This window comes from Methanolobus halotolerans (assembly GCF_004745425.1).
GTDB classification, from domain to species: domain Archaea; phylum Halobacteriota; class Methanosarcinia; order Methanosarcinales; family Methanosarcinaceae; genus Methanolobus; species Methanolobus halotolerans.
Window position 1 is genome coordinate 178,125 of sequence record NZ_PGGK01000003.1, and the last position, 19,549, is coordinate 197,673.

17 protein-coding genes are annotated in these 19,549 nt (G+C 41.5%); 8 read left to right on the plus strand and 9 right to left on the minus strand.

The features are described from left to right. Window positions 1-22: 22 nt before the first annotated feature. The 5 genes from CUN85_RS04115 to CUN85_RS04135 all read left to right on the plus strand — a co-directional run bounded on the left by CUN85_RS04115 (window position 23) and on the right by CUN85_RS04135 (window position 7,024). The gene (locus CUN85_RS04115) at window positions 23-1,135 is read left to right on the plus strand and encodes a uroporphyrinogen decarboxylase family protein (protein ID WP_135389050.1); all 1,113 of its coding nucleotides are present in this window, start codon (window positions 23-25) and stop codon (window positions 1,133-1,135) included. Window positions 1,136-1,147: 12 nt separating this feature from the next. Beyond that, window positions 1,148-2,854 carry a methylamine methyltransferase corrinoid protein reductive activase gene (locus tag CUN85_RS04120; protein ID WP_135389051.1) on the plus strand — a complete coding sequence of 569 codons (1,707 nt, stop codon included), beginning with the start codon at window positions 1,148-1,150 and terminating at the stop codon, window positions 2,852-2,854. A 536-nt stretch (window positions 2,855-3,390) separates the two neighbouring features. Continuing rightward, window positions 3,391-5,037 (plus strand): hypothetical protein, encoded by a 1,647-nt coding sequence (locus CUN85_RS04125; protein ID WP_135389052.1) that lies wholly within the window; start codon window positions 3,391-3,393, stop codon window positions 5,035-5,037. Continuing rightward, the gene (locus CUN85_RS04130) at window positions 5,034-5,495 is read left to right on the plus strand and encodes a hypothetical protein (protein ID WP_135389053.1); all 462 of its coding nucleotides are present in this window, start codon (window positions 5,034-5,036) and stop codon (window positions 5,493-5,495) included. The genes CUN85_RS04125 and CUN85_RS04130 overlap by 4 nt, the downstream gene beginning before the upstream one ends. Window positions 5,496-5,839: 344 nt before the next feature. Beyond that, a complete protein-coding gene (locus CUN85_RS04135) occupies window positions 5,840-7,024 on the plus strand; it encodes a hypothetical protein (RefSeq protein WP_135389054.1) in 1,185 nt (394 codons plus the stop codon). A gap of 131 nt (window positions 7,025-7,155) precedes the next feature. Here the strand turns inward: CUN85_RS04135 and CUN85_RS04140 are convergent, their stop codons facing one another. The 6 genes from CUN85_RS04140 to CUN85_RS12935 all read right to left on the minus strand — a co-directional run bounded on the left by CUN85_RS04140 (window position 7,156) and on the right by CUN85_RS12935 (window position 12,071). After that, a complete protein-coding gene (locus tag CUN85_RS04140; protein WP_135389055.1) occupies window positions 7,156-8,328 on the minus strand; it encodes a type III PLP-dependent enzyme in 1,173 nt (390 codons plus the stop codon). Window positions 8,329-8,721: 393 nt separating this feature from the next. Next, the gene (locus CUN85_RS04145) at window positions 8,722-9,471 is read right to left on the minus strand and encodes a tetratricopeptide repeat protein (protein ID WP_135389056.1); all 750 of its coding nucleotides are present in this window, start codon (window positions 9,469-9,471) and stop codon (window positions 8,722-8,724) included. A gap of 201 nt (window positions 9,472-9,672) precedes the next feature. Beyond that, window positions 9,673-10,296: a GerW family sporulation protein gene (locus CUN85_RS04150; RefSeq protein WP_135389057.1), complete on the minus strand. Its 624-nt coding sequence runs from the start codon at window positions 10,294-10,296 to the stop codon at window positions 9,673-9,675. Between the two features lie 236 nt (window positions 10,297-10,532). Further along, entirely contained in the window at window positions 10,533-11,111 is a 579-nt protein-coding gene (locus tag CUN85_RS04155; RefSeq protein WP_235856189.1) for a cupredoxin domain-containing protein, read from the minus strand. A gap of 82 nt (window positions 11,112-11,193) precedes the next feature. Further along, window positions 11,194-11,403, minus strand: coding sequence for a hypothetical protein (locus tag CUN85_RS04160; RefSeq protein WP_135389058.1), 210 nt, complete (start codon window positions 11,401-11,403; stop codon window positions 11,194-11,196). 377 nt (window positions 11,404-11,780) lie between these two features. Further along, the gene (locus tag CUN85_RS12935; RefSeq protein ID WP_167848783.1) at window positions 11,781-12,071 is read right to left on the minus strand and encodes a hypothetical protein; all 291 of its coding nucleotides are present in this window, start codon (window positions 12,069-12,071) and stop codon (window positions 11,781-11,783) included. A gap of 215 nt (window positions 12,072-12,286) precedes the next feature. Between CUN85_RS12935 and CUN85_RS04170 the strand changes: the two genes are divergently transcribed. Together CUN85_RS04170 and CUN85_RS04175 are read left to right on the plus strand one after the other, a co-directional pair. Further along, entirely contained in the window at window positions 12,287-12,517 is a 231-nt protein-coding gene (locus CUN85_RS04170; RefSeq protein WP_135389059.1) for a ferredoxin, read from the plus strand. Window positions 12,518-12,644: 127 nt separating this feature from the next. Further along, on the plus strand, window positions 12,645-13,544 hold the full coding sequence (locus CUN85_RS04175; protein ID WP_135389060.1) for a cation diffusion facilitator family transporter: 900 nt from the start codon (window positions 12,645-12,647) through the stop codon (window positions 13,542-13,544). Window positions 13,545-14,157: 613 nt separating this feature from the next. Here CUN85_RS04175 and CUN85_RS04180 read toward each other — a convergent pair. Further along, on the minus strand, window positions 14,158-15,288 hold the full coding sequence (locus CUN85_RS04180) for a C39 family peptidase (RefSeq protein ID WP_167848784.1): 1,131 nt from the start codon (window positions 15,286-15,288) through the stop codon (window positions 14,158-14,160). Between the two features lie 523 nt (window positions 15,289-15,811). On the opposite strand from CUN85_RS04180, the gene CUN85_RS04185 reads away from it, so the two are divergent. Further along, a complete protein-coding gene (locus CUN85_RS04185) occupies window positions 15,812-17,644 on the plus strand; it encodes a PAS domain S-box protein (protein ID WP_135389062.1) in 1,833 nt (610 codons plus the stop codon). A gap of 23 nt (window positions 17,645-17,667) precedes the next feature. Here the strand turns inward: CUN85_RS04185 and CUN85_RS04190 are convergent, their stop codons facing one another. Next, window positions 17,668-18,102 (minus strand): nucleoside deaminase, encoded by a 435-nt coding sequence (locus CUN85_RS04190; RefSeq protein WP_135389063.1) that lies wholly within the window; start codon window positions 18,100-18,102, stop codon window positions 17,668-17,670. Window positions 18,103-18,197: 95 nt separating this feature from the next. Continuing rightward, window positions 18,198-19,421, minus strand: coding sequence for a peptidase U32 family protein (locus tag CUN85_RS04195; RefSeq protein WP_235856190.1), 1,224 nt, complete (start codon window positions 19,419-19,421; stop codon window positions 18,198-18,200). Window positions 19,422-19,549: the final 128 nt, after the last annotated feature.

Below are 19,549 nucleotides of genomic sequence, written 5' to 3' on the forward strand. Positions count from 1 at the left end.
CGAATAAAATAGGGGAGATAAAATGTCAGAGGAAATGACTTCAAAAGAGCGATTTATGAATGCCCTTGAAATTAAGGAGGTTGACAGGGTGCCCCTCGGATATCTGTGGTTTGGTGCAGGCAATGCCGTTCTTGATCGTATGAACACTACTATGGAAGATGTTTATTATTCTGCAAAGGGAATTGCAAAGGCACAGATACTGGCACGGGAAATGTATCATCATGACAACGTTATGTCACCGTGGGGATGCCTTCTTGTGGAAGCGGAAGCACTTGGGGCAAAGTTGAATATCAAAAAAAAGTCCTACCCTACCATAGCAGAATTTCCTTTACGATCTGCCAGTGAATATGAAAAGATAAATCCGGAAGATATCGAGAGATCAGAAAGATTGAGAACAATTGAAGAATCGATTATCCTGCTTAAAAAAGAACTGGGGGATGAAGTATTTATCAGCTGTGCCTCACTTACACCGCTCATGCTTGCTTCACAGTTAATGGGTGGAAGCAGGATGTGCATGGAAATGATAAAGGATAGCGACAATTTCCACCAATTACTGGAACTTCTCACTGAGAGTTGCATTATTTTTGCAGACAAAATGCTTGATGCAGGAGCAGATGGGGTATTTATGGAAAACGGAGGCAGTGCAGCTGATCTTTTCAGCCCGGAAATGGCGAGAGAATTTGGTTTCCGGTACACCAAAGAATTATATTCCCACATACAGGACAACGGCGGTTATGTTATATCCCATAACTGTGCATCCAATGCATTTCATGATCTGGAACTGGCTTTGAAACCTGACGCACTCAACTTTGCCTCTGGTAATGTAGAAACGCTTGGAAAAAAATACGGAGTGCAATGTGAAAAGCTCCACAACCATGAGAGTATTGGTTGCAGACAGCGATATTGTTTCAGAGATTTTCAAGAATTTCATGATTCTGGTATTTGTCTAATGGGGAACATTAATCCATATATTTTCACTTCCGGGGAAATGGATAATATCGCTTCTGAAGTTAGGAATTGTATGAATGCGGCTCCTGATAAAGGTTTTATTCTATCCACAGGGTGTGAGATTCCATTGAATACTCCTCCTGAGGAAATGCAAGTTCTTCGTGAAACAATGGAATCCTGTTTCTAAAGGAGGTATCATATGTACGGAATTGCAATAGACATGGGTACAAGTGGTTTCAGGGCTCAGCTGATAGATCTCGGATCAAGTCAGGTACTTGAAACTGCAATGACAGAAAAGCATCCTCTTCCGGGAGGTAACATCACGGACCACCTTGATTTTGCTATCACTGTCGGGGAAAGTGTGGCACATGAGATTATTATTGATACGATATGTAAGTTAATACAAAGTTTTAGTATTGATCCCGCACACATAACCAAGATGGCTGTTTGTGGAAATCCAATTCAATTGTCATTTTTCCAGAACTCTGAAATAAGGGACCTTGCCTATGCCGGCGAGAACATGCAGAAAAGACTCGGCATTGGAAATATAGAGCGTAATGCAAGGGTCTTTCCGGCAAGTGAGATATTTGAGAACAGAATTGACATGAGCAATTGTGAGATAATTGTTCCTCCAGCGGTCAGGCATGAGATTGGTGCTGATGCACTTGCCATGATGCTGGAGACGGATTTCCTGGAACAATCAACCCCTACTATAGTGACCGATTATGGAACAAATGCTGAAATGGCCATTAAGGTAGGGGACCGAATCATAACAGCAAGTGCTGCTGCTGGTCCGGCTATTGAAGGACAGGGAGTGAGTTGTGGCATGCTTGCAAGTCCTGGAGCTATTTCCGATGTTAATATAGAAGGTAAATACTGGAGGCTCACCGTTCTTGATGAACATATGATAAGCCACCCCTCACATCTGGTCGATCCTTCAAGTGGCGATATAGTTGAAAGATCGACCCTAAGACCTTTGGGTATAACAGGTACCGGTCTAATCGCCTGTCTTGCGCTTGCGATGCAGACAGGTCTCATTGAAAGCCCACCCAATATCAAAAACGGCAGATTGTTTCTGAGTGAGAATATAGTGATCTCTGAAAATGATATAAAAGAAGCCGGTAAAGCCATTGGTGCAATAAGGGCTTCACAATTAACATTGATCATAGAAGCCGGTATCGCATATGAAGAACTTGAAAATATGTATATGACCGGAGCATCTGGAACCTATGTGGACCCCCGGAAGGCTATGTATGCAGGTTCCTGTCCAAAGTACTCAAAAAGAATAGTTCAGTTTGGCAATACCTCTCTAGCTCTTGCCAGAAAAATACTGACCGACAGTTCAAAGCTTGATGAAGTTATAGAGCTTTCTAAGAAGATAAAAGTGGACCATCTGATGATGGCTACAAGCGATACTTTCAAAAAGTTCTATACATGCGAGCTTTCTTATTGGACAGAAGGCATGGATATGCAATCTTATAATCGTTTTTTGAAGATATATAAACTTCCAGCCCTGCCTTCTCCTTCTGTATTCATCAAACCTGAATATGAAGTGTGTCTCTCAGATGACATAAAAGATACAAATCCTATCAATATCAGAATAATCAATGACATTGGGGTAATCGTTGAGGAGTCTGCTATCAATTGCATAATGTGCCATCAGTGTGAAAAGGAATGTCCTGAAAAAGCTATACATATCGTCCACAGAGATAATCTCATCTATGCAGAGTATAATGCAGAACTCTGCCTGGGAACAAGCTGTAAAAGGTGCATAGGAGTATGTCCTGTAAATGCCATCAATTACAGGGACATAAATACTCTGTATGAACGAAGCATATGCCCTACAGTTCAACAAGCAGCATCAAGCTCTGTAGAAAATCCATCTCAATCAACATCATCCGATTAAATTAAGAACATTGATCTAATCTACAGGTGATCAGAAGATTGATAGGTTGAACTATCACTTTTTCTGAGTTTTACAGAGCCAAAAGAACTTGATTTTCTTTTCAGCTGCATGTAAGGGTTGCCGAGCCAGGTCAAAGGCAATGTGCTTAGGACCTGTCTTGTAGGATTTCGTGAGTTCGAAGCAGACATTGCACATGAGACTTTTACACTTTTTTTATATACGATACGTTAAAAGAATATTCTCCGTATTTCAGGTTGCACATATATACCGATCATTGGCGAAACTATTGACTTAATTTTAAACAGTTTTGCATTTTGTGATCATCAGATAACTGTCATTGAATAACTGCATGCCCTTTTAAAGGGCTCAGGCAAGTGATGCCTGCCCTTCCTGAAAGGAATTCAAATTTAAAATTACATGAATTTGTTGTATTAATCATAAATTATTTATATTATCAAATATACGAAAAGTATATGAAAAATAATATATTAATCATAATTTTTTTATTCTCTATTTTTGCATCAGTACCTGTTGTAATGGCAGAATATGATCAGAACCAGGTCAAACTTATAGTACATAATGCTGCAAAGGAGATAAAGCCAGGTTTTGCTGACAATGGGATCTGGTATGAAGGGGATTCTGAACATGTCGGTCTGATAAGTGTATCTGAACATGGTCCACTAACATCTGAAATGCAAAATATTGATTACTGGGACCTGGATGAAATGCTGATCACCGGAGAGTTCCCGAACCAGATCGTAAGCAGCAGTATCATGTTCTCAGCCCCTGCGCCTGGCGGATACAGAGTTCTTGTGCAGATAGACGGTTACAACCTCCCCCTGTCTACCATCCGGCCGGTATCTGAAAATATTTTCACCAGACTCGTGGAGCAATCAGTTGCAAGTGGTGATGTCAGTAAAGGAATAGCAGATAACGGAAATATGCAAACAGGTGAGTATAGTGAAGAGGAATTCTCCGAGTATCAGGATCCTGAACTTATTCCTGATGCAAAGGATGACACCGCAGACGGAGAGATGGGATCTACGGAACATGACGATGAGTCTGATGGAGTTGATGATCTGCTTTTCACCTATCAACTACTGGAAGTGGAAGGACTCGTTGAAAATGAAGGTGAGATTGACATAGATGATATCAGTAAACAGGATATCGATGATTACCAGAAAGTTCATATGAACTATGTACTATCTGAAAATTTTATCAGAACCATGCAGGATCATGCAAAGATCGTCAACATAATCCGGGCCGAAAGTTCCGAAGACATTGATAAACTAGGTGAAATGGACCTTGGTGAAGGGCAGGATGCAGGCTCCAACAAAGAAAAGATCGAACAGGTCTTTGGAAACGACTTTAGCTTTGAGGTGGAAAGTCCGGTTAAAGTCAAAGGAGGAGCTGATTATGATGGCAAGGACAGAGTTGCAGGCAAACTCGGTGAAATCATGGATCTTGAAGTGATAAATAAAACCACAAAGGATACTCTGGGAAAGGTCAAAACCGGACATGAAGCTGCTTCTTTCTTTTCTGATAGCTACCCCGGATCTAAAATATCAAAGACCTTTGAAAGAATGGATAAAATCAACAGCGTAAAGGAAGAAGTGGACAAATACGTGGAAGCTTACAAGAATTATGAAAAGCTCAGTGAGATGAAAGGCGCATCAGGCACAAGCGCAAAAGCTCTGTATGCAGTTTCCAGAACCGGTCAGGAAGTTGCCGGCAAGATTCCTGTTGTTGGTGAATTTATAAAAAAGGAACTGGAGGTCGCTGAAAAGATCGTCATGGTAATTCCTGAACTTGACAACGCAATAAAGAACAGTGATGCAAGACAGGGCAAGATTACAAACGGTGGTATCGGCACTTCCACGCCAAACGCTTTCCTGAGTGAGTACGGTAAGGTAACACAGACATCATCAGGACCTTCCTATTCCATGCCTTATACTGATGAGAACGGTCAGGAACATGAGATCCGTCCCGATTTCTGGATAAAGGTCACTACAAATGGTGAGACCTATTATGTACCCACCGACGAATGGGAAAATCCGATTGGTGACGTAGCCATAAAAGATATTGGAAGTAGCTGGAAACCCTGGAAATGGGATAATTGCCAGGTGGTCAAACGTACTGATCCGAAAATAAGCTACAATAACGGGGAGGAATACGACCTATGAAAAAGAAGACAATGGCAGTAATTGGACTTATCCTTCTATTCCTCCTGTTCTCAGGCGGGGATGATGGTGCTACTTACGATGTTAGCAGGGATGAATGGACTTCGATGATAGCAAATGGTTATGATGACGATAAAGCTGCAAGTATGTCCGTATATGAATCTCTTGCATTCCAGGGCATAGATGATGCAAATGTGCAGGTGACACCGGAACGTGTATTTGTAAAGTACGACCAGCCACCTGTGAAGTCGGACTCCGATGCGCTCCTGGCATGGTTCTATATTATGGGCGTTGCAGCCGGGGAAGCTCCCGGTACCGACGAGATAATTATACAGATGTACGCGCAGAATAACCCGCTCTTTGAAGTCAGCGTGCCTACCGGAGATGTTCTGGATTTCCTGGAATCCCGCATAACTCTGGATGAGTTCAGAACAAAGGTCGATGTCAAAGCAATAATGTAAAAGCAGGATGCGATAACATAAGGCTCATAGGAAGGGCCGCAGGCAAAGTGTCTGATGTTCCGTACTCAATTATCGTTACATGCAGGCAACTCTTGCAGGAGTGTTGAACCATCAGGTTTTCATTCCACCCTGTTCTTTTCTCATTTTACCGGTTCCGGAATATCTTATTATCCAGCCATTGTAATTTTGTCTTTCCGTTCTTTGTGTGACGATTTCATAGTTACTTTAAAACTTTAATTTAAAGAATCGGCTACTTAACATTCGTTCACAAATCATAAGTCTTCCTGATTAAAAATAAGTCGATTGGTATCTTAGGTGGCACTTGGATACCCGGGGTAATTCAAATGACGACTACACAATACTTGCTGCTTTGCTTAGCAATGTCCTTATTGGCTGTAAACGGTGCATCCTCACAGATAGCCGAGGGGAATGAAACACAAATTACAATGAATGCATCTGATCAGGACCAGCTTGCAATCTACGGAGACTGGATAGTATGGACGGATTATCGTAATGTAACCCTGGAGGACATTGAGAACACAACATTCAATAATTATTTCCAGCTGGATACGGATATCTATGCATACAATATCACAACAGGCAAGAATCTATCGCTTGAGTATGAATCCATGCAGAATGCACCTGATATCTATGGTGACAGGATAGTCTGGGAGGACTATGGCAATGCAACTCTTCCTCCAGAGAATGAGGATCTGACAGTTGAGGACTGGCTTCAGTTCAATGTAGATGTGTATATGCATAATCTCTCCACTGAAGAGACCATGCAGATAACTACAAACGGATCTATCCAGTGGAGCCCTGCAATATACGATGACCTGGTGGTCTGGGAGGATGCCCGTAACGGCAACTGGGATATCTACATGTATAATTTGTCCTCTGAAGAGGAAATACAGATCACTGAAAACAAGTTTGCTCAGCTTAACCCTGCTGTCTGTAATGATACGGTAGTGTGGGAGGATAATCGTAATGGTAACTGGGACATCTACATGTACAATGTCACTTCCGGAGAAGAGATTCAGATTACTATGAACGGGTCGGATCAGTTATCTCCCGCTATAAGTGATGGCATAGTAGTCTGGGAAGATTACCGCAATTTTAACATGACAGAAGATAATGCTAACCTAACATTGCAGGACATAGCACAGGTCAATGCTGATATTTACATGTATAATATCACTACCGCAGAAGAATTCAATGTTACTGACAATAATTCATGGCAGGGAGAACCTGCTGTACATGGTGACAGGATAGTATGGACAGATCTTCGTGATAAGGATCAGGTAGTAGAGGATCCTGATAATACAAGACAGGATTCCATCGTCTTTGATGCCGATATCTACATGTACAATGTTACTTCAGGGGAGGAATGGCAGGTCACAGCCAATGAATCATGGCAGAATCAGCCTGATATACATGATGGCATGATCATATGGACTGATTATCGTAACGGTAACCTGGATATTTACATGTACGGCCTGTCTTCTATAATCCAGAACACAAAGGCCTGATTTGTAAAGACTCAGAAAGCCCAATATGGGATTTAAATATGAACAGGCACTACTTAAGCGCCTGCTGCTATTTTTTAGTTATTAAGGATAGCTATTACATTTCTGCTGATTTTTAAAAGCGTGTAATTCTCTTAAAGTACATAGGCCTTCAGGGGCGGGAAACCGTTGAAAGCCACGGAACAGTAACTCTGTGTGTAGGCTCCGGTAGTGAAAATATACACACGGTTTCCCTCTTTGAGGGTATGGGGAAATGTGTATTTATGATCCTCATAAAGGATGTCCATACTGTCACATGTAGGGCCGGCAAGTATAACCTCTTCAGCACATCCTTTTTTCTCACAATATATGGGATACTTGATGCATTCATCAAGAGTCTCGATCAGGCCGCCGAATTTTCCGATGTCAAGATAGACCCACCTGTACTGATTGAATTTGGCTTTTTTTGATACCATCACTACTTCGCTAACGATAATTCCTGCATCAGCTGTCAGAGATCTTCCCGGCTCGATAATAATCTCCGGCAGTTCTTCTCCGAAATCCTCGTATAAAAAGCGGTATATCTCATGGGCATAGGTTTCAAGCTCATTGGCAGGTGAAAGGTATTTTGCAGGGAAACCACCACCGAGGTTTATCATCCTGAGATGTATGCCTTTTTCAGCTGCAGCTGTGAAAAGGTATTTGCACTTGGAGATCGCGTTATCCCACTGTCCGATGTCGCGTTGCTGGGAACCTACATGGAAAGATAATCCGTAGGGCTCCAGGCCCAGTGCATGGGATTTGAGGATAAGCTTATAAATAATATCCGGGTGGGCACCGAATTTCCTGGAGAGGGGCCAGTCTGCTCCGTCACTTTCTGTAAGTACCCGGAAAAAAACTCTTGAACCCGGTGCATTCCTGGCAAGCTTTCTGAGGTCACTCTCGCAATCCGTTACAAAAAGCCGGATACCTCTTTCATAAGCGTATGCTATATCCTTCTCTTTCTTTATGGTGTTTCCGTAGCTTATACGCCCAGGTTCTACCTCAAGTCTGAGTAACTGGTCAACTTCATATATCGTTGCCACATCAAAGCTGGACCCTTTATCCTTGAGTGTGGTTATGACCTCATCCATTGGATTTGCCTTAACTGCATAATATATCTTTACAAAAGACATATGTTCGACTATCTGGTCGTACATAACCCTGATCTTTTCCAGATCAACTATTAAGAACGGTGTCTCTTTATCCCTTGAAAAACGTTTGATCTTTTTAAATTCCTTGCTGGAAATATATTCTTCCAGAGGGAACTCATACTTTTCTTTCCTCATATCTACTCCTTTTATCAGTTATCGTGTTTATTCCGAGTTTGACCCTTTTTAGCAGCTGTTCATAATTTTCAAAGCTCTCTATTGAATAATTTTTAATAAAAAGCCAGTGAAAGGATTGTAATTGCATTTTCAATATATAAAATTAATTATTAGGCTATATGGAGGTACAAAAGCATCTTGAAATTGATTATTAGTCCATTGTAGGTCATAATAGGTGGTACTGACTTCTTTTGATGCTTATTTTGGATGTAAAAGCTATAAAATTCTTCAGATAATATCTATGTCTAAAAAGAGCACTCCTGCCTTCCTATGCATGATGCATGTCTCATCTGTGCCCCATATGAACTGCAGTGTTGCAGTATCAAAACCATTGTATTGTTTCTGCAATTATTTCTATATTTTTGAAATAGCTTTCTTCCTTGCATTCACAGCTGCTGCATAGTCAGGCCTGGTTTCAAGTGCCTCGTCAAAGGATTCTACTGCTTCTTTATATCTGCCTAGCATTGTCAGGGCAATACCTTTTAGATAGCAGGCATCTGCGACATCATATTTCAGTTCCTTATTCTCTGTGGGAGGTACCCAGGTGAATCTCGGAAAACGGAATTCTATGACTTCTGCATTCTCCCTGGCCTTGTCAAAGGATTCGAGTGATTCTTCGTACCTGCCAAGTTCCATGAGTGAACTCCCTCTCGAGCACCAGGTTCCGGCAAGTTCCGGATCGATCTCAAGTGCTTTGTTAAAGGATCTTATTGCTTCTTCATATCTCTTGAGGTTGAAAAGTGCAAGTCCCCGGTTTGACCATTGAAGGGAGCTACCCGGAGCGATCTTTAGCAGGGGGTCGACCGAGTTAAGGGCTTCTTCATATTTCCCTGACTTGTAATAGATCCCGCCTTTGGAACTTCTGGCCTCTGCTGATCTTCTGTATGCTTCCAGGGCTCTTTCCTCATTGTGATTTTCTGAAAGATAATTGCCTATTTTATCCCACATCTCTGATGAGCGGTCGTATTCTGCCAGAGCTTCGTCAAATCTTCCCATCTCAACAAGCAAGTTGGCTTTAGTATAATTCTTTTGAGCTTCCTTCTCGTTTTTCTTTATGTCCATGCCTCTGGAATCTGAACCAAGTATCCTGCTGAATATTCCCATGAACTAAGCATATGTCAACATCAAAACATATATCTTTGCACCTGTTTGGTAGAATATATGGCAGGAAAAATCAATTCAGAAAAACGGATACAAAAAAGCAGTAGTAATAATAGACGGCTGTATCCTCCCGGAACCGGTATATTGGCATTACAGCAATTCAATTAACGTTTTTTTTCAGATATCTAAAAATGATTGGAAGGTTTATTTCCCTCCTGTACCGCCTGGTCCTTCGGGCATTGACCTGCTGCTGAAAGGCAGCTTGCCTTCTTCCGGGTGTTCCCCGGTTTCTGGAGTCTGTTCTTCCTGTTCAGAACCAAATCTTTCTTCCATTTTTTGCTTTACTTCTCCCGCTTTATCCTGAACGGCTTCGCTCACTGAACCTGATGAACCTCCTTTTGACTCTCTTCTTTCTTTGATTTTTTTGCCTACTTCCTCCGACCCATGTTTGACCTTTTCAGCAACTCCACTACCTGCAACCTTTGCTCTTTCCATGGCCTGAGGAATCTTACTTGCGACCTCAGGAATCAGGTCCACAACACTGCTATACCTGTGCCTTCCTGTTATGCTAAGAAGTCGTACATCATCATCGGATATAACTACAAAAGCGATGGGTTCCATGTTAACTCCTGCATATCCCCCTCCGGCAAAGCCAGTACCCATTTCTTTTTTACGCTCTCCGCCGGCACTTCCGAATCCAGCGGATACTTTCATAACGGGCATAACGGTTTTCCCGGCCCAGGTGAACGGATCTCCTATCAGCGTTTTTGTATTGATTATACTCTCAGTCTCATCCTTGATCTCTTTCATTATGTCTTCTACGCCCATATAACTCCTCCCCAATATGGATTACAGACGTTTTTCCCTATGTACGATATATGTGTCTTCTAGTTTAAAAGTGAATCCGAACATTTATAAATATATTAGATCCTCTTTGACGGGCTATCAGTCCGGATAATGGCCTTGCACTTCAAAAAAATAAGATTTGAAAAAAATGTTTTTGGGTTATGGGAGCATAAGTCAGAACTCAGCAGTTTTCCAATATGTAAGTTGGAGAAAGCTGCTTACTCAGTTGTAGGTACTACCACAACATCCCCATTTTCTTGTTGATCTTGTGTGGTCTGGTTGTTATCTTCCTCAGTTACAGTAATTGTACCGCTAAGGAGGAAATCTTCCTCTGACTCATACTCGAATGTTCCTGCCTCATCAAAAGTGTAGCTGTAAGATTCACCCTCAGCAAGTTCACCAGAGTCGAAAGCAAGTGCATCACCCGTTACTGTATGGACCGAATCATCCTGGTTTATCCAAGTGACAGTTTCACCTACAGATATCTCTATTTCAGAAGGATTAAAACCATCCTCATCAATTATAACTACGGTCTCCCCTTCTTCTTCTTCTTCTGTCTGGTTGTCCACTGTCAGATCATCTGTTGTCTGATTGTCTTCTTCAATCTGGTCGTCTTCCATTATCTGATCATCTGTTATCTGATCATCTTCTTCAATATCTGTGGTCGGATCTTCACTTATGCCGTTCTCTTCACCAATGCCATCTTCTTCAACCGGCTGGTCCTCAGTGTCTGTACAGCCAATGGCTGCAAAAACAGCTAACATCACTACAAATAATATTATCAATTGCTTTCTCATATTTTAACCCCTTTCTATCCTGATATGTCTGAACTGTTGTCTGCTTTCAAAGTGACTCCCATCACCATAAAATACAATTTGTTTAAACTAACAATTCCTCTGTTCCCGTTACAGTATGTGAATTGTCTGAATCTCCACTTAGATCCCCTGACGATTCACTGATTCCCAGATCATCGTCCTCTATACCTAGCTCCTCGTCATCTTCAAGCTCATCTTCATCTTCAATATCTGTGCATCCGATGGTCAAAAATATACCTATCAGTAATGCAAATATTAGTAATGCTTTTCGCATTAGTTTAACCCCCTTATCATAGGTTTATGTCAATTGTATTTTATAAGTCTTTTTATTCGATTATGAGGATCCCTGCATAATTTTATATTTACTATGGTTTACAAAGAGTGCTAGTGTGGCGTACTTACATATTTTGCAACGTAGTCGCATGTGCCTGAAAATATGACAATGAGATACAAAATGACTTGATTTTTTCTTAAACAAGTAACATTGTTCTCGAAGAAAACTACCGTTGGAATTTGTTTATATGGGAGTGTAGAAAGGGATTAAAACTGCCTTGTAAAAAGATATCTGAATACTGTGAAACCTTTAGCCAATGAAAAAGCGGGGCTTAGAACTCTAAGCTCCCAATGATTTCTTGAAAACAGTGCTTGTACTTATGCATCCATAGGCACTGCAATAACTTCCCCTGTTTCTTCTTCACTCAAAGCAGTTTCATTTTCTTCCACGTCATCTGTGTCATCAATGAGTTCATCCTGTACTGGCCCCTCGTAATTCTCTTCCTCTGAAGGCTCTTCTATCAGCTCCTCATCCTCTTCACCAAGTTCCTCATCTTCGAGTTCCTCATCCTCTATGCCCAGATCTTCTTCATCTCCGCCATAATCTGTGCATCCGACGGTCAGGAACATACCTATCAGTAACGCAAATATTAAAATTGCTTTCCGCATTAATTTACCCCCTTATCTAAAAGGTATATCAATTGTACTTTAAATATCTATTTATAGCTTGCACTATTCTCTACATTTGATTGCAATTATTATACTGAGTATCAGGCACTTGGCAGTTGCATTTTATCGTGCCTGGCAGGTAACATTGTTATCGAAAATGACTTATTGACCAAGCTTATTCTATTTCATGATGTTAACAACAGGGGGAGTGAGATATAGCTGATAAAAGTAACAAACTTTCGGAAAATGTTCCGGGCCCATATTATGTTGATGAAGAATGTATAGGTTGTGAGGTGTGTGTGGATACTGCTCCGGATAATTTCAAGATGGCGGAAGATGGCACACATGCTTATGTTTACAAGCAGCCAGAGAACGATTCGGAGAAAGAATTATCCGAGGAATCATTAGCAAGCTGTCCGGTAGATGCTATCGGAAACGACGGTTAAAAACCCTTTATTTTTTAAATAAGCCTCTTGTTTTTACTTCTGCTGATCCCCTTATAATATCTGGGAACAGCATGTTTCTTTTTTTTGACATCAAAGATTATATAGCCAAGTTCCCGGATACCTTGTAGTGGTGAAAAGTGTGGATGTTCAACGTGCATTGAAAGTTGCTATCTTCTTAACATCCATATTCTTTATTCTGGAAGTGATCGGTGGGATCTTATCCGGTTCTCTGGCCCTGTTGGGTGACGCCGGGCACATGTTAAGGGATATATTCTCCCTGGTTGTTTCATTGGGTGCGATCAAGATCTCAAGAAACTTAGAACCAACAATTACCCGAACGTTCGGATATCATAGGGTGGAGATATTTGCTGCTTTGATAAACGGATTTTTATTAATAGGGGTTAGTCTATGGATCATTATAGAAGCATATCAACGATTTCTCACGCCCGAGCCTGTTGAGAGTACCATAATGCTTATTGTTGCATTGGTAGGTCTGTCAGTGAACGTTTATGTGACCCTTATGCTCCATGGCAGTCATGACCTGAACGTACAGAGTGCCTTTATGCATGTGTTAACGGATACTCTGTCTTCAGTAGCCGTTATTTTTGCATCGGTCTGGATATATCTTACCGGGCAGGTAATAGTGGATCCAATTCTCAGCGTGGTAATTGCCCTATTCATCATGCTGACTGCAGTCCCGATAATAAGGGAAAGCCTTCGGATACTGCTGGAATTCGTCCCAAAAGACCTCAAACTTGAAGATGTGATCTCCGATATAGAAAATACTGAAGGTGTTGAAGGTGTTCACCATGTGCATTTCTGGAGTCTGAGTTCTCAGGTCAATGCTCTCAATGCTCACATATTTACCCTTGAGCAGGACATGGCAGAAGTAGAAAAACTAAAAAGGACTCTAAAAAAGAAACTTGCGAAATATAGGGTTAAACATGCAACACTTGAGTTTGAGTTCGAAGAATGTTCCGTTAAAGACTACACGTGCCATGTTGGTGATTTAAACCAAAAAAGGTAGTATAAGGAAATAATAGGGAACGGTATGAGGGAACAGTATCCAGTTTTTTGTTGTACGCCTTTATCGTCAGTTTGCCTATTTATTCATCCCTCTGTGAGGCGAGATCAACTCAAAACTGTTTATATACGGAAAATCATGTCTAAATACATTGGTTGCTTCATTCTTGTTATTTGCATGTAGTGGTACTTCTCTTAGTATCTTATTATTTTTATCTTCCCAAAATCTTGCCCAATACAATCATATCCCCCCATAGTCCTCTGGTATTGGTTAATACTTTGTTTATGAGAATGACTTCTGCTATGCAACTACAGTTGTCATTGTATTCATTCCACTCTCCCTTACTTCATACCGAACCCTTTCAGAGGTCAAGTGCCATTAGACACCTCAACCTACAAATTAGAAAACTAAATTTATTGTATTTAATTATATCTTGGGTGAATTTCATACCGGATTTTAATTTAACGCCACATAAAATCGAAATAATATTATGCAACAAATATATGCCGAGTACTGCAAAGTACGGACAGGTTATTATATCAGTGAGGTTCCAGGCTAAAGCCAGTCATACGTGTTTATACGTAGATTCAACTTTATCCACTCCGGGAATGCCTGTTCAGCATGAAGGTATATGCATTTCTAATGATACCGAGTCAATTTTATGTCCATTCTCATTGAAAAGTGTCATTAAAAAGCAGTAATCACCATCTGGGACTTTTTCCAGCTGGTTAGAATAGTTAATGCCTTTAGAGAGCGTCCCTCTGCCTGCTACATTCATGTCTGTTGATAAAAAGAAACTGTCCACAGTATTTCCTGAATCCTTGTTTATCACTTCACTGGTCACAGTATAGTTCTTCTGTTCTGTGGCGGGATTTGCAACTGTGAAGTAGAGGGACATAGTATCCCGGACAGAGATGCCTCTTTCGCTGGACATATCATCTTTTCGGATGATATGATATCCATTGTCATATCTGCCATCAAAGCGCAAAAGACCGACATCATTTGAACTGAAACGATCCGTGAAACATACATCACTATATTTGTGATCGCTATTATCGATCAGGTATATGGAACCCTCCGGACTGTTCACAGGAGCATTTTCCATTATCTCGAGGGTAAATGCCATATTAGTCAGCATTATATTCCCTACAAGTTTTTCGTTGAAATCATTCCAGCTGACAGGTGCGGCAATCTTCCCTTCTCCGGTTTCGAATAGATTTTCTGTGATCGCACCACTGGGATCAGACAGATATATATTTTCCTCGTCATAAGCCACTGCAACAACAGCGTGCCCCTTTTTTATGTTATCCTGATCAGTATACTGGAAAGCCAGCAAAACTGGTTGTCCCTTGTCTATGTTATTCCTGATTATAGAATTGAAATTATCAACATCGAAATTATCAATATTGTAACCCCACAATGTCCTTTTAGTATTTATGGACCATTTTTTGGAGGTGTATTCTTCCAGTGACTTATCAAATATATTGTATTGCCCTTCGAAGGTTTCATCATGTCCTGAATTGAAGTATGCGGCGATCTCCCAGGGTTCTACCTGTCTGTTATTGTAATTCAACATCATTGAAAGGCAGGCATAAAGGCACCAGTTGGTGTCTCCCTGGTTGTAATAAGGTATCGTTAGGGCTGTAGCAATATTAGCTTGGCTGTCTGTATTAGCGGGCAGTCCTTCAGTACCACTGGTTGCCGCAACGTTATACGATATTAACATTATGCAGAATATTTTGACCATAAACGGCAGGTCAATTCTTCGAATAATGACATGTCCCCCTGTTCCACCCATACTTAATTTTACCAGGCCATGCAGCAATTTGAGACTGATCTCATATTATGGTAAAGATAGTTTACATAATCTCCATCAATGGCCTGACTTAATAAGAAATCTGTGCCGCAGTATAAATAAGTGCCTCTTCATGCCGATATGGTAATAGTTATAATTATGATGTGGAAATTTGATGACAAGCATTATTTTTCCTGCACTAGTCACATATTGCCGGCCAGTTTTAGATAATTAAAATTCTGTAATAGTGGCTCGGAATCTTTTTAGTGAGAGTATTCAATTTCGAACAAATTGTAAGGGAAAAATATAGTATGAATGATGACGGTAAATGATATCACATTCCATATGCCGTTTTTATTTTTCGCGGATAGTATAATTACTATAAATACTATGATGCAGTTTTTAAAATACGTTGATTTATATTTGTATAACTATACATGGATAAATTTGTAGACATTTTTAAATCCGATTCAATATGACCCCATCTGTCAGGCCCAAAATACTTATTGTAGACGATGAGCCCATGAATGTTGAACTGCTTGAGGCTTATCTTATATCTGATTATGATATAATTACTGCCCACAACGGCTCACAAGCCCTTGATATGATTGTGACCGGGAAACCAGATCTTGTCCTTCTTGATGTGATGATGCCGGATATGAACGGTTATCAGGTATGTGAGAAGATCAAGCAGTCTGCACAAACTCAGTTCATACCTGTTGTCCTGGTGACCGCCCTTTCCGGACGGGAGGACCGACTGAAGGGTATGGAATCACATGCAGACGATTTTCTTACAAAACCTGTGGACAGGCTTGAACTTAAGATGAGGGTAATGTCTCTTTTAAGGATTAAGTACCTGCACGATAAAGTCACATTCGAACGTGATCAGGCGCAGAACTATCTTGATGTTGCTGGAGTGATGATGCTTGTTCTTGATAAGGAGCATAAGGTAACCCTTGTCAATAAAAGAGCAACGCAGATACTTGGCTATAGAGAAGATGAGATATTGGGCAGGAACTGGTTCGACACTTTCGTACCCGAATCTTCTGGTCCTTCCTACAGGGAAAGCTGTCTGAAGCTCCTGGATGCAGGCAATGGTGATATTTTCTATTCCGAAGGACCTGTAATATCAAAGAGCGGTGAAGAAAAACTGATATCCTGGTACAGTAAGTCATTGAAAGATAAAAAAGGTGTTAGTGTTGGTGTCCTAAGTTCCGGTGAGGATATCACCCAGCGCAAGAAAGTGGAAGAAAGCCTCAAACAAAAGACTACTGCCATGGAATCCTCCGTCGATGGTATGGCCATCCTTGATGAACACGGCAGGTATGTGTATCTTAATGCCGCACACGCCAGAATGTATGGATATGAAAGTCCTGAAAGTCTTCTTGGAAAGTCCTGGGAGATCCTCTATGATATGTCCGAGCTCGAACGGTTCCGGAAAGAGGTTATGCCGGAGTATCTAACCAATGGGGAGTGGAAGGGGGAGGCCATTGGTCTGAAAAAAGATGGCACTCGTTTCTTCCAGGAAATGTCTCTGACAAGTCTGGACAAAGGGTCTATATGTGTTGTAAGGGACACGACCAAACGCAAAGAAGCTGAAAAACAGTTGCAGCAGTATGCCGGGAATTTGAGGTCCCTGAATGATATGAAAGATCTCTTTACCGATATCTTGCGACATGATCTTCTTAATCCGGCAGGAATTGCAAAAGGATTTACAAGTGTGCTCCTGCAGAATGAGACCGAACATTCTAAAATGCATAACCTCAGGATCATAGACGACAACATTACAAGACTTATCGACATGATCGAGTCAGCCGCCCAGTTTGCCAAGCTGGAGGATATTGATAATCTCGAATTCAGGCATATGGACCTGCGGACGATCCTGTATGAAGTAGCAAGTAACTTTGAGGTCCAGCTGGAGTCAAAGAACATGCATCTGGACCTGCACCTTAGTAAGAGCTACTATGCAATGGTGAGTCCTGTTATCGAAGGTGTTTTCGGTAACTACCTTTCTAATGCTATCAAGTATAGCCCATCCGGCAGCAGTATCACAGTAGAGGTCGAAGACTTTGGCGGGGAATGGAAAGTGAAATTCATCGATTGTGGGGAAGGTATACCGGACTGTCATAAGAAACTTGTCTTTGATCGCTTCAAACGCCTGTCTAATAAAAAGAAGGGTGTTAAAGGCACGGGGCTGGGACTTGCTATAGTCAAGAGGATAGTTGACCTGCATTACGGCAGGGCAGGTGTTGAGGACAATCCTACAGGAAAAGGCAGTGTATTCTGGGCAACTATCAGGAAACAATAATTGTAGTCCGGAATCCTTTACTGCTATTGTTCTCCGATATCTTCATTCCAGACCTCCGGATTCTCTTTTATGAAGTTACTCATCATTTTCCTGCACTCTTCTATATTAAGGTCTGTCACACTAATTCCGTGCTCCTTCATGAATACAGAAGCACCCTCGAAATTCCCGGATTCACCAACAATGACCCTCTTAATACCAAACTGTACGGCAGCTCCTGCACAAAGATAGCAGGGCATCAGTGTGGAGTAGAGAACTGTGTCATCGTACCTGCCTATTCTTCCGGCATTCCTGATACAGTCTATTTCAGCATGTGCAAGAGGGTCGTTCTCCTGAACTCTCCGATTATGGCCTCTGCCAATAATCTCTCCGTTCTTTACAAGAACGGAACCGATGGGTATGCCTCCTTCCTCAAGTCCTTTTCTTGCTTCTTCAATAGCGCTTTGCATAAACTTGTCCATCTGTTATCCCTCAATATTGCAGGCAATTTCTATGTGCTTATTTTTATATAGTTGTATATATAGTTTATTGGCCTGCCAGTGTATTTCCATCTCCGCTAAAGGAAAGCCTTTTCTATCCTGAACACACGATCGTTCTTTCGAACCCTGTCAACAACTGCCAGTCCTGTTTCATTTCCTTTTTCTGCATAATTGACACTTTCTCCGTCAACTATGAGGCAGGATACTTCCTGTTCGATATATGTGGTGTTGCCTTCGATAATGATATTGTCTCCTACTGTGAGTCCCTGTTCCAGGAGTTTCACGGATGCTGCATTGTTTTTTGGGAAGAAATTGGTCACAATTCCCACGGCCTGTCTCTTTACAGGAGAAGCATTCATATCATGGTCACAGGCAAGTCCTTCCGGTCCGGGGTATCCGAAGTAGAATCCCGTAGAAAAACCGCGATTGTACTCCATACTCATCTCTTTTTTCATCATAGTTGCAGTTTCAGCGGCATAGGTACCGGCCAGATGCGAATCAATGGCTTTACGGTAACACTTTGATATGGTGGATGTATATCCGGGATTGCGCAACCTGCCTTCCAGCTTAAAGGAATCGATACCTGCTTCAACAAGCAAGGGGATGTGTTCTATCATGCAGAGATCCTTTGCGCTGATAAGGTATTTTCCATCGATGACCACTCTTTCACCACTGTCCGAGTGTAGTGACCATTCCCATCTGCAGGGCTGGCTGCATTCTCCGCAGTTCCCAGATTTCCCTGAAAGGTATGCTGAAAGATAACACCTGCCGGATACTGCCTGGCACATCGCACCATGTACAAAGGCCTCCAGTTCTAATTCCGTATCCTCTCTGATATTCCTGATCTGCTCAAGGCTCAGCTCCCTGGCAAGCACAACCCTGTCTGCACCCATGGATTCGTAGAAATCGACGGTTTCCTGGTTGGAGACGTTCGCCTGGGTGGATATATGGATCTTAAGGTCATTGGCTGCTGCTTTCATTATAGCTGCCGGATCCCAGACTATCACCGCATCGACTTTTGCAGATGCCGCAGCTTCCATCACATTACTGAGTTCCGGAAGGTCACCCGGGTAGATCACAGAGTTTACTGCCATGTAACCCTTCAGTCCGTACCTGTGTATACTTTCAACAAATTCTGCCAGATTCTCGGATGTGATCTCCTTTGCCCTTGATCTCAGGCTCAACCTGTTGAGGGAAAAATAGACAGCGTCAGTATAATCCCTGCATGCTGTAAGGGAAGCCATATTTCGAACTCCTGTTACAAGTTCCGGAGCTGATCCTTTCTTCATGTCTTTTGACATGGGTTATGGATAAGGACTATTCTTTAAATCCTTTCTGTTAGTAACACAAGTAAATTCATTTTGGTGTCAACTTTTGTTTGTACTCAATAACATATATATATCATAAAACACTATATCGATTTGTCAAC

What these genes read in the sequence shown, in the direction of transcription:
- CUN85_RS04115 (WP_135389050.1), top strand. Translation starts at nt 23, where the DNA reads ATGTCAGAGGAAATGACTTCAAAAGAGCGATTTATGAATGCCCTTGAA.
- CUN85_RS04120 (WP_135389051.1), top strand. Translation starts at nt 1,148, where the DNA reads ATGTACGGAATTGCAATAGACATGGGTACAAGTGGTTTCAGGGCTCAG.
- CUN85_RS04125 (WP_135389052.1), top strand. Translation starts at nt 3,391, where the DNA reads ATGGCAGAATATGATCAGAACCAGGTCAAACTTATAGTACATAATGCT.
- CUN85_RS04130 (WP_135389053.1), top strand. Translation starts at nt 5,034, where the DNA reads ATGAAAAAGAAGACAATGGCAGTAATTGGACTTATCCTTCTATTCCTC.
- CUN85_RS04135 (WP_135389054.1), top strand. Translation starts at nt 5,840, where the DNA reads ATGACGACTACACAATACTTGCTGCTTTGCTTAGCAATGTCCTTATTG.
- CUN85_RS04140 (WP_135389055.1), bottom strand. Translation starts at nt 8,328, where the DNA reads ATGAGGAAAGAAAAGTATGAGTTCCCTCTGGAAGAATATATTTCCAGC.
- CUN85_RS04145 (WP_135389056.1), bottom strand. Translation starts at nt 9,471, where the DNA reads ATGGGAATATTCAGCAGGATACTTGGTTCAGATTCCAGAGGCATGGAC.
- CUN85_RS04150 (WP_135389057.1), bottom strand. Translation starts at nt 10,296, where the DNA reads ATGGGCGTAGAAGACATAATGAAAGAGATCAAGGATGAGACTGAGAGT.
- CUN85_RS04155 (WP_235856189.1), bottom strand. Translation starts at nt 11,111, where the DNA reads ATGAGAAAGCAATTGATAATATTATTTGTAGTGATGTTAGCTGTTTTT.
- CUN85_RS04160 (WP_135389058.1), bottom strand. Translation starts at nt 11,403, where the DNA reads ATGCGAAAAGCATTACTAATATTTGCATTACTGATAGGTATATTTTTG.
- CUN85_RS12935 (WP_167848783.1), bottom strand. Translation starts at nt 12,071, where the DNA reads ATGCGGAAAGCAATTTTAATATTTGCGTTACTGATAGGTATGTTCCTG.
- CUN85_RS04180 (WP_167848784.1), bottom strand. Translation starts at nt 15,288, where the DNA reads ATGGTCAAAATATTCTGCATAATGTTAATATCGTATAACGTTGCGGCA.
- CUN85_RS04185 (WP_135389062.1), top strand. Translation starts at nt 15,812, where the DNA reads ATGACCCCATCTGTCAGGCCCAAAATACTTATTGTAGACGATGAGCCC.
- CUN85_RS04190 (WP_135389063.1), bottom strand. Translation starts at nt 18,102, where the DNA reads ATGGACAAGTTTATGCAAAGCGCTATTGAAGAAGCAAGAAAAGGACTT.
- CUN85_RS04195 (WP_235856190.1), bottom strand. Translation starts at nt 19,421, where the DNA reads ATGTCAAAAGACATGAAGAAAGGATCAGCTCCGGAACTTGTAACAGGA.